This window comes from Ruegeria sp. SATB045, from assembly GCF_059613525.1.
In genome coordinates this window covers 462,300-476,173 of sequence record NZ_JBXWSR010000020.1, presented here as the reverse complement: position 1 = coordinate 476,173, position 13,874 = coordinate 462,300, and the positions used below count along the sequence as shown (strand labels likewise).

15 protein-coding genes are annotated in these 13,874 nt (G+C 56.4%); 7 read left to right on the top strand and 8 right to left on the bottom strand.

Annotated elements, in window-relative coordinates; all coding sequences use genetic code 11:
- Position 1 precedes the first annotated feature (1 nt).
- The 4 genes from AC2FNR_RS09950 to AC2FNR_RS09935 all read right to left on the bottom strand — a co-directional run bounded on the left by AC2FNR_RS09950 (position 2) and on the right by AC2FNR_RS09935 (position 3,841).
- Complete coding sequence (locus AC2FNR_RS09950; RefSeq protein WP_496848945.1) at positions 2–760, bottom strand: trypsin-like serine peptidase; 759 nt, start codon at positions 758–760, stop codon at positions 2–4.
- 11 nt (positions 761–771) lie between these two features.
- Positions 772–1,326 (bottom strand): polyhydroxyalkanoate synthesis repressor PhaR, encoded by a 555-nt coding sequence (gene phaR / locus AC2FNR_RS09945; RefSeq protein ID WP_496848944.1) that lies wholly within the window; start codon positions 1,324–1,326, stop codon positions 772–774.
- 133 nt (positions 1,327–1,459) lie between these two features.
- Positions 1,460–1,906: a phasin family protein gene (locus AC2FNR_RS09940; protein WP_170354599.1), complete on the bottom strand. Its 447-nt coding sequence runs from the start codon at positions 1,904–1,906 to the stop codon at positions 1,460–1,462.
- Positions 1,907–2,038: 132 nt separating this feature from the next.
- Entirely contained in the window at positions 2,039–3,841 is a 1,803-nt protein-coding gene (locus AC2FNR_RS09935) for a PHA/PHB synthase family protein (RefSeq protein ID WP_496848943.1), read from the bottom strand.
- A 114-nt stretch (positions 3,842–3,955) separates the two neighbouring features.
- Between AC2FNR_RS09935 and phaZ the strand changes: the two genes are divergently transcribed.
- Both phaZ and AC2FNR_RS09925 read left to right on the top strand, forming a co-directional pair.
- A complete protein-coding gene (gene phaZ / locus AC2FNR_RS09930; protein ID WP_170752462.1) occupies positions 3,956–5,227 on the top strand; it encodes a polyhydroxyalkanoate depolymerase in 1,272 nt (423 codons plus the stop codon).
- A 5-nt stretch (positions 5,228–5,232) separates the two neighbouring features.
- Positions 5,233–5,817, top strand: a complete 585-nt coding sequence (locus AC2FNR_RS09925; protein WP_496848942.1) for a DUF6151 family protein — start codon at positions 5,233–5,235, stop codon at positions 5,815–5,817.
- Here the strand turns inward: AC2FNR_RS09925 and AC2FNR_RS09920 are convergent.
- The 4 genes from AC2FNR_RS09920 to AC2FNR_RS09905 all read right to left on the bottom strand — a co-directional run bounded on the left by AC2FNR_RS09920 (position 5,808) and on the right by AC2FNR_RS09905 (position 8,970).
- A complete protein-coding gene (locus AC2FNR_RS09920) occupies positions 5,808–6,524 on the bottom strand; it encodes an alpha/beta fold hydrolase (protein ID WP_496848941.1) in 717 nt (238 codons plus the stop codon). The two genes, AC2FNR_RS09925 and AC2FNR_RS09920, sit on opposite strands and share 10 nt — an antisense overlap.
- Before the next feature lie 81 nt (positions 6,525–6,605).
- Positions 6,606–7,220, bottom strand: coding sequence for a hypothetical protein (locus tag AC2FNR_RS09915; protein ID WP_496849125.1), 615 nt, complete (start codon positions 7,218–7,220; stop codon positions 6,606–6,608).
- Positions 7,221–7,240: 20 nt separating this feature from the next.
- Positions 7,241–8,224, bottom strand: a complete 984-nt coding sequence (locus AC2FNR_RS09910) for an alpha/beta hydrolase (protein ID WP_496848940.1) — start codon at positions 8,222–8,224, stop codon at positions 7,241–7,243.
- Positions 8,221–8,970: an alpha/beta hydrolase gene (locus tag AC2FNR_RS09905; protein ID WP_496848939.1), complete on the bottom strand. Its 750-nt coding sequence runs from the start codon at positions 8,968–8,970 to the stop codon at positions 8,221–8,223. The genes AC2FNR_RS09910 and AC2FNR_RS09905 overlap by 4 nt, the downstream gene beginning before the upstream one ends.
- A 217-nt stretch (positions 8,971–9,187) precedes the next feature.
- On the opposite strand from AC2FNR_RS09905, the gene thrS reads away from it, so the two are divergent.
- From thrS to AC2FNR_RS09880, 5 genes are all read left to right on the top strand, one after another.
- Positions 9,188–11,146, top strand: a complete 1,959-nt coding sequence (gene thrS / locus AC2FNR_RS09900) for a threonine--tRNA ligase (RefSeq protein WP_496848938.1) — start codon at positions 9,188–9,190, stop codon at positions 11,144–11,146.
- A 221-nt stretch (positions 11,147–11,367) separates the two neighbouring features.
- Positions 11,368–11,670, top strand: a complete 303-nt coding sequence (locus AC2FNR_RS09895; RefSeq protein WP_170354607.1) for a BufA1 family periplasmic bufferin-type metallophore — start codon at positions 11,368–11,370, stop codon at positions 11,668–11,670.
- 72 nt (positions 11,671–11,742) lie between these two features.
- Positions 11,743–12,600 (top strand): MNIO family bufferin maturase, encoded by an 858-nt coding sequence (bufB, locus tag AC2FNR_RS09890; protein ID WP_496848937.1) that lies wholly within the window; start codon positions 11,743–11,745, stop codon positions 12,598–12,600.
- Positions 12,597–13,358, top strand: a complete 762-nt coding sequence (locus AC2FNR_RS09885; RefSeq protein WP_496848936.1) for an HvfC/BufC family peptide modification chaperone — start codon at positions 12,597–12,599, stop codon at positions 13,356–13,358. The genes bufB and AC2FNR_RS09885 overlap by 4 nt, the downstream gene beginning before the upstream one ends.
- On the top strand, positions 13,355–13,873 hold the full coding sequence (locus AC2FNR_RS09880; protein WP_170354610.1) for a DoxX family membrane protein: 519 nt from the start codon (positions 13,355–13,357) through the stop codon (positions 13,871–13,873). Before AC2FNR_RS09885 ends, AC2FNR_RS09880 begins: the two co-directional genes overlap by 4 nt.
- Position 13,874 lies beyond the last annotated feature (1 nt).

Sequence of the window (13,874 nt, the reverse complement as noted above, 5' to 3'; positions counted from 1 at the left end):
GCTAGTTCCCTTGAGGACCAACAAGGTCCGACGAGACAAACAGCGCCGTGACCCCTTGCGCGGTCGCGGCAACACGCGACAGAACGGCTGCCACCTGTGGCCCCTCCGGGCCATCCACCAAAAGCGGCGCACCCGAATCCCCCATCATCACGGGGCAAATAGCCACTAAAATTCCTTGCTCTGCGCGGGTTGGCGGGCATGACGGGGTGCGGCTCAGGACATGCGGCCGCACGCCGGGATAGCCCACCAGATAGGATGAGGGCGCAGCGGTTTTCGCTAAAGGCACCGGTGCGATCTGTTGTCCAAGAGGCTCGGTCAGTTCCAGCAGCGCCCAGTCCAGATCCGCGCGCCGGTTGAATGTTGTTGGTCCCTGCCCGGGCGGCAGCCGATAGCCCGACACGCCCGAGACCGCGACCGCTTCTCCTCGCTGATAACCAGCTGCGAACCGTATGCTGGCGGGTTGGATCCAACGGTTGCGTGCCGTGTTGAAAAGGCAATGCGCCGCAGTCAGAACCAAACGCTCTGCCACCAGAGTGCCAGTGCAATGTGATCGTTGGTCCCGACCTGCAAAATTGACCCGCCCGACTGCGCGCCAGGGCACTTGCGTCGCGTCCTGGATCTGTCGTTCACGCACGGCGTCGCAACCGAGTGAGGCCGCGCTGCCCAACCGGCAAACCTCGGACCAATCATCCGAATAAACACCTTGAGACAGCGCAGGGCTTGACCATGCCAATGCGACACCCAAAACAAGCCAGAGCATTACCGGCCGCGTCAATTCAGCTTGGATAGCTTTTGCTGCAGCTCAGCCAGTTGTTTCTTGATTTCGTCCAGATCCTCTTTGGGTTCTGTCTCAGGCTGTTCTTCTTTGTCCGGGCCGGACCAGTTGCCCGAAAGTCCACCGGTCATCGCCTTCAAAAACGCCTGTTGCTGCGCCTGCATAGCTTCGAACCCCGGCATCTGCGACATCGGGTTCATGGCGCTCATGTTTTCCATCATCTTCGACTGGCTTTCGCGCAGCATCTCGAACGAGCTTTGCAGGAACTGAGGCATCATACCCCCGCCCGGCAGCATGTAGCTGCGGACCAGATCGTTTAGCACGTTCACCGGCAGAACGTTTTCGCCCCGGCTTTCGTGTTCCGCAATGATTTGCAACAGATATTGGCGTGTCAGGTCATCCCCTGTCTTCAGGTCGATAATCTGCACTTCGCGTCCATCGCGGATGAACACGGCGATATCCTCTAGCGTGACGTAGTCGCTGGTCTCGGTGTTATACAGCCGACGGCTGGCATAGCGTTTGATCAACAACGGTTTTTCTTGTTCTGACACCGTTTACCCTCCCCAAGGATGATGCGTTGCAGCAGAGATTATGCGACTGCAGAACAAAAAGAAAGGGCAGGTCTTTCGACCTGCCCGACGCGATTGCACCAGATGGGAGGATGGGTGCGCCTCGCGGCCTTACTTACTTGGCAGCTGTTGCTTTCTTGGCAGCAGCAGTCACCTCGTTGGTGGCTTTCTTGACAGCAGCAGTTGCGTCTTCTGCAGCGTCTTTACCAGCGGCCATCAGCAGCTCGACGGTTTCGCTCTGAACTTTTTTCGCGATTTCGGCGAAAGCAGCCATGTTTTCAGCGGCAACTTCAGCCGACGCGCTTGCGAAGTCGGTTGCGGCTTTTGCGTAGTCAGCAGGCTCTGCTTTTGCTTTCGACATCTCGGTCAGTTTGGCCAGAGTGTCTTTGGTCCATTTGTTCGAGATTTCTGCCGATTTCTCTGCAGCTTCCAGAGCAACACCCGACAGTTTTTCGTTCAGGGTTGCGGTCGACTTGAAGGCACCTTCCAGTGCGGTGGTGTCAACGGGAAACGCGCCCATGATGTCTTTCAGAGCAGCGGTGAAGTCTTGTGTCTTAGCCATTGTCCAAATCCTTTTTGCCGAACCGGGCCTGCCCCGGTTTTCATCAGCTTGAGGACAATATGATTGCTGCACCGCAGCATTGCAAGAATTTTCTTGCTGCGGTGCAGAAAAAACTACGAGTTCCCTGATAAATCAATCGGTTGCCTTGACCAAAACATAGGTTCCGGGTGCCGGACACAAAGACGGATGGTCCGAATCGCCCGGTTCACGCGCCGGGATTTGCTTGCCAGAACGCTTTTTCAACCAAGCTTCCCAAAGAGGCCACCACGATCCCTCATGGAAATCCGCCTCTTTCATCCAACCATCGGCATCTGCCTTTAAATCTGGATTTGTATAGTGTCCGTATTTCTTCTTGCTGGGCGGATTGACGATCCCCGCGATGTGGCCGGATTGCGAGACAACAAACGTTTTTGACCGCGAGCCCATCTGCTGCACGCCACGGTAGCAGGCTTTCCATGCCGCGATGTGATCCGTTTCGCATGTTATGGCCATCAATGGCACATCCACATCGCGGATATTCAGCTTATGCCCCAATAGCTCGAACCCATCATTGACGAAATCATTGCTTTGGCAAAGACCCCGAAGGTATTCGATTGCCATTCGACCGGGCAGGTTTGCTCCATCCCCGTTCCAGAACAACAGATCAAAGGCCGGGGGGGTTTCGCCCATCATATAACTACGGATTGCAGGACCATAGATCAGGTCATTGGACCGAAGGAAAGACATCGTCCGCCCAACCACCCAAGCTTTGAGAACACCGTCTTTGCCGACCTGATCCTCGATCCCGTCGACAAAGTCATTCTGGAGGAACGGGGTAAACTCGCCCTGATCTCCGAAGTCGGTCAAGGTGGTGAAGAATGTGGCCGACTTGATCGACTTGTCCCCGCGCTGTTTGAGCAGCGACAAGGTCAGACTAAGCGTCGTTCCCGCAATACAATAGCCGACAGCGTTGACCTGCTTGACCTTGCAGATCTGTTTCACCTGCTCAATCGCGGTCAGATAGCCTTGCTCGATATAGTCGCCCATCCCGATATCCGCGTGGGAGGCATTCGCGTTCGCCCAACTGACAACGAATAGAGTATAGCCTTGTTCAGTCACCCACTTGATCAGGCTGTTCTGCGCCTTGAGGTCCAGAATGTAGAACTTGTTGATCCAAGGCGGAAAGAGAATAATCGGTGTTTCGAAAACGGTCTCGGTCGCGGGTTTGTACTGGATCAGCTCCATCAACTCATTGCGGTAGACCACCTCACCCGGTGTCGTGGCAATATTGCCTCCAATCTCGAACGCGCTGTCATCGGCCAGACGTACGACCATCTCGCCATTGTTGGCTTCGAGATCAGAGACGAGATTCTCCAGACCTTTAATCAAGGATTGACCTTCGGTCTCAACCGCCTTTTCCAAGGCATCGGGATTTGTGGCCAGAAAATTCGTAGGGGACATCATATCGATGATCTGCTGCGAGAAAAACTGAAGCCGTTGCTTGTCTTTTTCGGGCATATCGTCAACTGACGCGACCGCCTGAGCGATCGCTTGGGCGTTTGTCTGGTATTGCTGACGTACAAAGCGGAAATAGGGGTTTGTGTCCCACATCGGGTTGGAAAACCGCTTGTCCTTCGGGCCGAGTTCCGCAGCATCGGTGTTTCCGGACGCAAGAGCCTGCTGCGCTTCGGCAAAGTTCAGAACTGACTTTCCCCAAAACTCGATCTGATGCTCCAACAGCTTGGCAGGATTTTGCCATGCCTCGGTCATATAGGCCGTTGCTGCTTTTGCAAAAAGATCTTGATTCGGGCCATCTAACGCGGGGGAATGCGCAGTTTTTCCAGCCATGACTTCAACCAGCCGCTTCGACAAAGCTTCGACTTTGTTCATATTTTCTTTAAGCCGCTCAAGGTGTTCCTCGGTTAGCTCTGGCGATCGGTCTTCGGTTGTTGTCATTTTAACAATTCCCCCCTACTATTTTCTGCTATGCAGAATAACGTCGCGGAAACTATAAGGCAAAGCGACGAAAAGTCCTTACGTACAGGCTGACACTCATAGGGGGCCCAATCCATGCGCTACATGATGACCTACGATCTGATGGAAACCATGCGCAATACCAACCAATGGATGGGCGCGACGGCAAGTGCGATGGCTTCGTACCCGCTGTTTGCAATGGTACCCAATCCCGCGTTCAGCATGATGGCTGCCTGGGGCGAAGTGACCGAACGGACATTTCAGCGAATGATTGTCAAACCCGACTGGGGCATTCGCACCTTCACCTGCGAAGATGGTAAGGACCATTTGGTAGACATCGTGCCTGTGTTGGAGCGTCCTTTCGGTGACCTGATCCACATCCGCGTCAACGGACGAAAAGAACAACCTCGCAAGGTTCTGTTGGTTGCGCCCATGTCCGGGCACTACGCCACCCTGTTGCGGTCCACAGTCAAAAGCTTGCTGGTAAATTGCGAAGTGTATGTCACCGATTGGCATAATGCGCGCGACATCCCTGTGTCTGAGGGCAAGTTCGATGTAGAGGACTATACGCTATATCTTGTTGATTTCATGAAGGAGCTCGGCCCTGAAACGCATGTAGTTGCCGTCTGCCAACCTGCTCCTTTGACCTTGGCCGCGACAGCCTATTTGGCCGAAGTCGAGCCAAAGGCACAACCCTGCACCCTGACGCTGATCGGAGGACCAGTGGACCCGGATGCAACGCCAACTGACGTCACCGATTTTGGCCGCCGCGTGACCATGGGGCAGTTGGAAGAAACGATGATTCAACGCGTGGGCTTCAAGTACAAAGGCGTCGGGCGTATGGTCTATCCCGGCCTGCTGCAGCTTGCCTCATTCATGTCGATGAATGGGGATCGCCACTCCAAGGCGTTCTCGGACCAAATTCAGCGCGTCATGCGCGGTGAGGCGTCGGACCATGACGCACATAACCGCTTTTACGATGAGTACCTTGCAGTGATGGACATGACGGCCGAGTTCTACCTGTCCACCGTGGAGCGCATCTTTAAGAACCGTGAAATTGCAAAGAACGAATTCATTGTAGCGGGACACAAAGTAGATATCGGCAAGATCACTGACGTAGCAGTTAAAACGGTTGAAGGCGCGAATGACGATATCTCTGCGCCTGGCCAGTGTATCGCAGCGCTTGAACTTTGCACCGGCCTGCCCGCTTCGAAAAAAGCCAGCCACGTCGAGCCCGGCGCTGGCCACTACGGCATCTTCGCAGGGCGAAGCTGGCGCGACAATATTCGTCCGTTGGTTATCGATTTCATGAACGCCAACACGCGCAAGCCTCAACGTCGCCCGGCAAATAAAAACAAGGTCGCCTGACCAAGATGCGTAAGGCAAAGGCAGTGGATACAGCCTTTGCTTGTTCGTGTGGTTGCCTGCGAGGTCATATTACCGCGGCAGGTATAACGTCTTCGACACATGTCGTTTGCTATTGCAACGACTGCCGCGCGGCCCAGCTGTATTTCAACCAACCCGATCCCGCGCCCGGGCCGGTCGAAGTTCTGCAGATGTTGCCCGAAGAAGTTCGTATCGAAACCGGTGCCGAACATTTAGCATTGATGCAACTCAGCCCAAAAGGAATGCTGCGCTGGTACGCCAGTTGTTGCGATGCCCCATTGGCCACCACATCACGCACAGCGAAATTCCCATTCGCAGGATTCATTGTCGCGCGCATGTTGGATACATCCGCCCTCGGCCCTATCACCACACGTGGCTTTGTTCCAAAACCCGGCGGCAAACAAGAGCATGAAAAGCTGGGATACGCGGCTTTCGGGCTTGTCTCACGGGTACTCAAGTCTCTTTTGACAGGAAGCTGGAAGCACACTCCGTTTTTTGACATCGACACGGGTGATCCGATCAGAACCCCTGTTATCCTAACCAAGGCTGAACGTTCAGCACTTTATAAGTAAGGCATCCCGACTCTAATATTCAGCCATTCTTCCAGCGCTTGCGTGACTTCTGCGGGCGTCTCTAGAGGGGGCAAGTGCCCTGCGTCTTCCATAATCTTCAGTTCGGCGCTAGGGATCATCTCGGCCATGAACCGGTGCCGCTTGACTGGCGTCAGCTGATCATGTGCCCCGCAAATGATCAGTGTCGGCACGTTTATGTGCCTAAGCGCAGGTTGCTGATCCGTGCGCCTCTGCAGCGCCCGCATCTGCCGTTCAAACAGCTCTGGCCCCTGATCCTTTGCCATGGCCATAACCTCGTTCAAAATCGGCACGCGCCCCGGCCCCGGAGCAAGCGTCTCCGTTCCAATCAAGCGCTGCATGACCTCTTCGAACCGGCCTGATTTGGCCCCTACGATCAACTCCTCTCGGTCAGCAGCAATCTGGGGTGTATCGGCCTGTGCGTCGGTAGACATCAGACACAAACGCGTCACCCGGTCAGGAGCCCTACGGACAAGTTCCAAAGCAACGACCCCGCCCATGTTAAACCCGCAGAGCGCAAAGCGATGTGGCAACTGGTCCAACAACCCCGAGGCTATTTCCTCGATCCGCTCGCCGCCCGATACCGGGGCAACCGTCACAGCACGAGCACCAGAAATCTGCAAAATCTGGGCGCCGAACAACCTTGCATCACACATAAACCCGGGCAGAAATACCAACGGTTCAATCACACAGGGCCTCCTTGAAATCGACCACTTTGTGTTACGTTTTCCGTAAGATGCGTAGTTTTGTTGAACTGGGCAAGCAAAAGTTCAGGGATAAGCGATCCCCTTGAACGGCGGAAAATCTGCATAGCGTGCGCGCCGTCGATGCTGATTTTCTGCAGGCTCGGCGCCGGGTCGCAACAGGCATCCGCGCGGCGCAATATAACTGTCGATTCGCTTGTGGGGCATCGGCCTCCAGACCAAATTAAACGCGCAGAGTTTGGGAAAAAACCATATCTCGGAATAGTCCAGATGATCGTGCATCCACCACGCCAGATCCCGCCAGTCCCGGCCTGCGTCATACTGATCAGCAAACCAAGGAATCACGATCGAAGCCCCCGCTATGCGCGCATCCCCTTCGCCCCGATCCCAGATGTGGCACTCCAATGGATTGTCGTTGCGCGCGCAATTCAGCCGGTTTTCATTGCCGAACCGGTTCAGCGACGGCGACCGATAGCCCGAGCGTACGGCGACACGCCCAAAGGTTTCCTCTAAAGGATCCAGCAAGGTTTGGCACAGGGCTTGACCTGTTTCTATGGCAAGGTTGGGGTTATCGGGAAGGTTTTGTTTTTCATGGAAATTCCCGATCTCGGAATACAGGAAATCGCGCATGTAGAAATGTTTGGACAGTCGCACGCGGCCCAGCGCCTCAAGGCTCCACATGCTGCCTGGTTTGCGCATGGTTATTCGACCCCCAGAGTTTTAAGCCATGCCAGAATACCCGATACGGTCGCATCGGTTTGCCCCGGCGACATCAGGCGTCCGGCTATGACATGCGATGCCGGATCATCCTCGGGGCCCATAGTCACCAGTTCGACCACAGCCGGTCCGCCCCAGGCTTGCGCAACTTTGTGGGTTAGATCAGGGCGCACCACCTGATCGTCATCCGAGAACCAGAATAATGCCGGCACCTGCGCATCCGAAAAATCAAGCGCATAGACCACATCCACCAATACAGTCATGGGAACCACTGCTTCCCAAGGATAGGACGCTGACCAATAGGTGTTCTTTTCTTCGTCCGGCCCCGAGACATCACGGGTTTCACCCATCACCAGCGGCAACCAGCTTCGCGCCCATGGCAGACCAGGAATCCAAGCCCCGGGCGCATTCACACCGAAATTCGGTGACACGAATACTATCCCCGCTACATCCTGGCTTAACTCAGGGTTTACCGCTACTGCTGCTGCAAGTGTCCCGCCGGTTGAGGTTGAGATCACTACAACCTTTTCCCCAACGGCGCGGGCTGCGGCCAATCCTTCGGCGACATCCTGCATCCAACCCGAGGCCGTGCCCTCAGCCATTGCCTCGCCACTGCGGCCATGACCTTGAAGCCGGGTGTAGACCAGATTGGCCCCAAGCGCATCGGCCACCAAATCAGGGACCGGGCGGATTTCCTCGGATGAGGCTGAAAACCCATGAAGATACAAAATGGAAACAGGTGTGCGCTGCTCTTTGAAACCGTCCTGCCAGATCACGCGCTTTTCAACACCGGGTACGATATCGTCATATGCCGATTCTGTGCTTTCGAAATAGACCTGAACACCTTCCCCGAACTTGCGTGACTCGAATGTGGGGTTGAGTTCCACCGGTTCGCGTGGACCAAACCAATAAGTCCCGAAACCTACTGCGACTAAAAGCAGACCAGTCCAAACCAATGCGCGCTTCATTGTGATGGCATCACGTCAAGTACCGCCTGTTCGATCAGCTCAAGACAAGGGCCATCCGAAAACCGATGGTCGGCGTCTTTGACCAGCAATAGCCTCATATCCGGCCCGTCGGCGTGGTCCAGCAGACGAACGGCAGTTTCAGTGGACACGGCAGTATCTGCAGTGCCTTGCAAAAACCGAACTGGGAAGGGCAAATTCAGCGCTGCGCGCAAGACCAGCCTTTGCCGTCCGTCCTCAATCATCCGCTTGGTTATGACGTAAGGCTCCATGTAGTCCGAGGGCAGTTCCACATGCCCCACCGTCTCCAGCGCTGCCTTCTGCTCATCACTGAACGAGGCCCAATACCCGTCCTCGGTAAAATCCGGCGCAGCAGCGATTGTAACCATCCCGGCGATCCGTTCCGGCATCGCTTTTGCCAACAGCAACGCCTGCCATCCGCCCATCGACGATCCCACAACGACCAAGGGCCCTTCGGTCAGCGCCTCAATCGCCGCAACTGTATCCTCATGCCAGTCCCCAATGCATCCCTCTTCGAACGTGCCGGAACTTTCCCCGTGCCCAGAGTAATCGAACCGTAAAAACGCCTGCCCGCGTTCCTGTGCCCACGTCTCAAGATGCACCGCCTTGGTGCCCTCCATATCCGACTTCAGCCCGCCCAGAAAAACGACAGTGGGCCCCGCCCCTTCGCTTTTGTGATACGCCAACCGCCGCCCCTGAGCGGTGTCCATAAATTCAGCCACTGCCATAAAACCCTCTTTGCTTTACCAGCATCATGCACGTCCCAACCCCAACCGCAATTCCCTGATCCGCCCTTCATCTGGCCCAAAATACCTCGGGGTGCGCGAGGGGCAGCGCCCCTCGCTCCAACACTTGACACACGCGCACCCACCTGCCAAAGCAGCCAGACGCAAATAACCCGCAACCGGGCGTTCAGTGGGCGCCAAACCGACGAGGAGAGCCAACATGGCCTTGGATTCAAAATCCGTCTCACTCACCTTCCCCGATGGCAATGCACGATCCTATGACGCAGGCATCACACCTGCGCAGGTGGCAGCCGATATCTCGACCTCGCTGGCCAAAAAGGCGATCTCGGCCACGGTCGATGGCAAGCATTGGGATTTGCAATGGCCTATTGAGTCTGACGCGCAAATCGCCATCCACACCATGAAGGATGAGGAACAGGCCAATGAGCTGATCCGCCACGATCTGGCGCATGTCATGGCCCGCGCCGTGCAGGAAATCTGGCCCGCGACCAAAGTCACCATCGGCCCGGTCATCGAAAACGGCTGGTACTATGACTTTGACCGTGAAGAGCCGTTCACGCCCGAAGATCTCGGCCTCATCGAGAAAAAGATGAAAGAGATCATTAACAAGCGCGACCCCGTCACCACCGAGGTCTGGGACCGTGACCGCGCGATCGAGTTCTATAAGGCCAACAATGAGCCCTATAAGGTCGAACTGATCGAATCCATTCCGGGTGACGAGCCGCTGCGCATGTATTGGCACGGCCACTGGCAAGACCTGTGCCGTGGTCCACACCTGCAGCACACCGGCCAGCTGCCCGGCGATGCGTTCAAACTGATGTCCATCGCTGGTGCTTACTGGCGCGGCGACAGCGACCGCGCGATGTTGCAACGCATCTATGGCGTGGCCTTCACCGGCAAGGAAAAGCTGAAAGCCCACCTGCATATGCTGGAAGAGGCCGCCAAGCGCGACCACCGCAAGCTGGGCCGCGAGATGAACCTGTTCCACATGCAGGAAGAGGCCCCCGGCCAAATCTTCTGGCATCCCAATGGCTGGAAAATCTACACCACCCTGCAGGACTATATGCGCCGGATGCAGGAACGGGACGGCTATGTCGAGGTGAACACGCCTCAGGTTGTTGACCGCAAACTGTGGGAGGCCTCGGGCCACTGGGACAAATACCAGGAAAACATGTTCATCGTCGAGGTTGACGAAGATCACGCCCGCGAAAAGGCGATCAACGCCCTGAAGCCGATGAACTGCCCCTGTCACGTTCAGGTGTTCAATCAGGGCCTGAAATCCTACCGCGATCTGCCCTTGCGCATGGCCGAGTTCGGCTCCTGCGCGCGCTATGAACCCTCGGGCGCGCTGCACGGGATCATGCGGGTGCGTGGCTTCACGCAGGATGATGGCCACATCTTCTGTGCCGAGGATCAAATCGAATCCGAGACCGCCAAGTTCATCGCCTTCCTGTCCAAGGTCTATGCCGATCTGGGCTTCCACGACTGGACCATCAAACTGTCCACCCGTCCCGAAAAGCGGATCGGGTCGGATGAAAGCTGGGATCTGGTGGAAAAAGCCTTGGGCGATGCCTGTAAAGCCGCCGGGTATGACTATGAGATCCTCGAAGGCGAAGGCGCGTTTTACGGACCCAAACTGGAATTCACCCTGACCGACGCGATCGGGCGGACGTGGCAATGCGGCACGCTGCAGGTTGACCCCAACCTGCCCGAGCGTCTGGATGCCAGCTTTATCGGCGCAGATGGCGCAAAACATCTCCCCTTCATGCTGCACCGGGCAACACTGGGATCGTTCGAGCGTTTCATCGGCATTCTGATCGAAGAGCACGCAGGCAAACTGCCCTTCTGGCTCGCCCCGCGTCAGGTGGTTGTCGCCTCGATCACCTCCGAGGCGGATGACTACGTCAATGAAGTGGTCGAAACCCTGCGCGCCGCTGGTGTCCGGGCCGAGGCCGACATTCGCAACGAGAAAATCAACTACAAGGTTCGCGAGCATTCAGTCGGCAAAGTGCCTGTCATTCTGGCCATCGGACACCGTGAAGTTGAGGAACGCACCGTCAGCGTTCGCCGTCTGGGTGAGAAACAAACACAGGTTCAATCACTTGAGGCTGTAACAATTGAACTTTCCAAGTCGGCAACTCCGCCCGATCTGCTGTAACATTCGGTGAAAATTCACCGCTGATCCGGCCCCAAGATAGGGGCCGGGTTGAAATATTTTCCTTTTTAGATTTCAAAAACAATGTGTTAACTTGCAATAGGGCATGACAGTGCCTGACGGGGTTGTGAGACACGGGCTCGTGAATTCAACTCTGCCCCGCAAGCTACTACCTTTGTTAGTGTCAAACACGGACATACGCAGTCATCAAAAGGATTACCGAGATGTCGAACACCGCTAAATCCCTGGTTATCGCAACCGCAGTCGCAGCCGCCGTATCCGGTGCCGCCACCACCGCAACCGCCCAAGCCAAAGAAAAGTGCTATGGCGTTTCGCTGGCAGGTGAAAACGATTGCGCAGCAGGCCCCGGCACCACCTGCGCCGGTACTTCGACCGTTGATTATCAGGGTAACGCATGGACGCTGGTCGACGCAGGCACCTGCGCCGATATCGAGCTGCCCCAGACCGCAGACGGTTCGGACCGCAAAGGCTCGCTCGAGCCGCTGGACCGCGACCTGCCGGCATAAGCCCGCGCTTAGGAAAACCGAAGGGGCGGGCCTTGTCGCCCGCCTCTTTGTCGCGAACCGGAGACTATTGTAATGCTGGACCACGCTATTCGATCAAACAGACTGCCCGCAGCGCCGGGTGTCGGATACAAACCCCAGCATTTTCAACAGATTCTGGATCACGCGCATCCGGTGGCATGGCTGGAAATCCATGCCGAAAATTACATGGGCGATGGCGGACGCCCGCTGGCGCAGCTGCGCCACCTGTCGGAACAGTTTCCTGTTTCTGTGCACGGTGTCGGCCTGTCCATTGGCGGCGAAGGCCCATTGGACCCCGATCATCTGGCCCGTCTGAAACATCTGGTCGGCTGGCTGAACCCAGCCAGTTTCTCCGAGCATCTGGCGTGGTCAACCCATGACAGCCACTTCCTGAACGACCTGTTGCCTCTGCCCTATACTGACGCAACACTTGCCCGGATTTGCGAGCACATCGATCAGGTGCAAGAGGTTGTCGGGCGGCGGATGCTACTGGAAAACCCTTCCAGTTATCTGGCGTTTGAGGAAAGTACGTGGTCCGAGCCTGACTTCCTGCGCGAAATGTCGCGCCGCACTGGCTGTGGCCTTTTGCTAGACGTGAACAACGTTTTTGTCTCGGCCACCAATCTGGACTTTTCACCACAGGGCTATATTGACGCCTATCCACTGGAAAAAGTTGGCGAAATTCATCTAGGCGGCCACGACGAAGACGAGGACGACCACGGTCGCCCCCTGCTGATCGACAGCCACGGGCGCGAGGTCGTGGACCCCGTCTGGGCCTTGCTGGACTACGTGCTGGAAAGATCGGGTACGAAACCAGTCCTGATCGAATGGGATACAGATGTTCCCGACTGGCCTGTTCTTCGAGCCGAGGCTGACCGGGCACAAGCGGCATTGGACCGCATCCCGGCATGAGCGTGTCTCAATCCACCTTTCACACTGCCCTTTTGAACCCGTCTGAGGCGGTTCCAGAGGGGTTGGTGGATGCCCGCGCCCAACCGGCAGGCCGACGGTTCAGCGTTTATCGCAACAATGTTGCGGTGTCCCTGACCGAAGCAATGCATCAGGCCTTCCCGGTAATCGCGAAGCTGTTAGGCGCTCAGAACATGGATGGTCTGTCGGGAATTTTCCTACGCCAGCATCCCCCGACGACGCCGATGATGATGTTCTACGGCGAAGCGTTCCCTGAATTTCTGGCGGGAATGGAGCAGCTTTCGCACCTGGGATATTTGCCCGACGTTGCCCGGTTGGAACTGGCCCTGCGTCGCTCCTACCACGCGGCGGACAGCACGCCTGCACCGGGTGACGCACTGGCCGTGGACCCAGAACAGGTCATGCGGGCCAAGCTGGAATTCGCACCATCAATGCAGGTGGTCCGCTCTGAGTGGCCAATATTCTCGTTGTGGCGGTTCAACACCATGGACGACGCCCCCAAACCCCAGCCCGGTGCTGAAGACGTGCTGGTTACCCGCCCCGAATTTGATCCCGCGCCGCATCTGCTGCCTGCAGGCGGCGCAGATTGGATATCTAAGATGCAGACTGGTCATACGATCGGTCAAGTATTCGAAAGCGTATCCGCTACCACCCCCGAGTTTGACCTTGGGGCCACTCTGGCGCCTCTGCTTCAAGGTGGCGCCATTACTTCTGTGACTATCGAAAGGCTGGCACAATGACTGCCCTGATCTCTCTTCACAACAATGTCCTGGGACGGCTGGACAGCTCGGCCAACTGGCTGACACCGACCCTGGCACGGCTTGTTTTTGTTGCTGTATTGCTTGTTTACTACTGGAATTCGGCCACTCTGAAGATTGACGGGTCGATCTTCTCGGCGTCAGCCGGTGCCTTTGGCCAGATCTTCCCCAAAGCGGCTGAAGCCGTTTTGTATGACGTCACCCAGATGACCTTCTTCCAGCGTATCGTGATCTTTTTAGGCACCGTGGCCGAGTTTGTTCTACCAGCATTGCTGCTGGTGGGTCTACTCACCCGCGTCGCGGCCCTGGCCATGATCGGCTTCGTCTGGGTTCAAACCATCGTTGATGTCGCCGGTCACGGTGTGAAACTGGGTGGGCTGTTCGACAACGCCATCACCTTGATGGACCAGCGCGTCATGTGGACTTTCCTGTTCCTGGTCATCGTGATCAACGGTGCAGGCCCCATTTCAATAGACCGCATCTTGCGTCTAAAGTGAT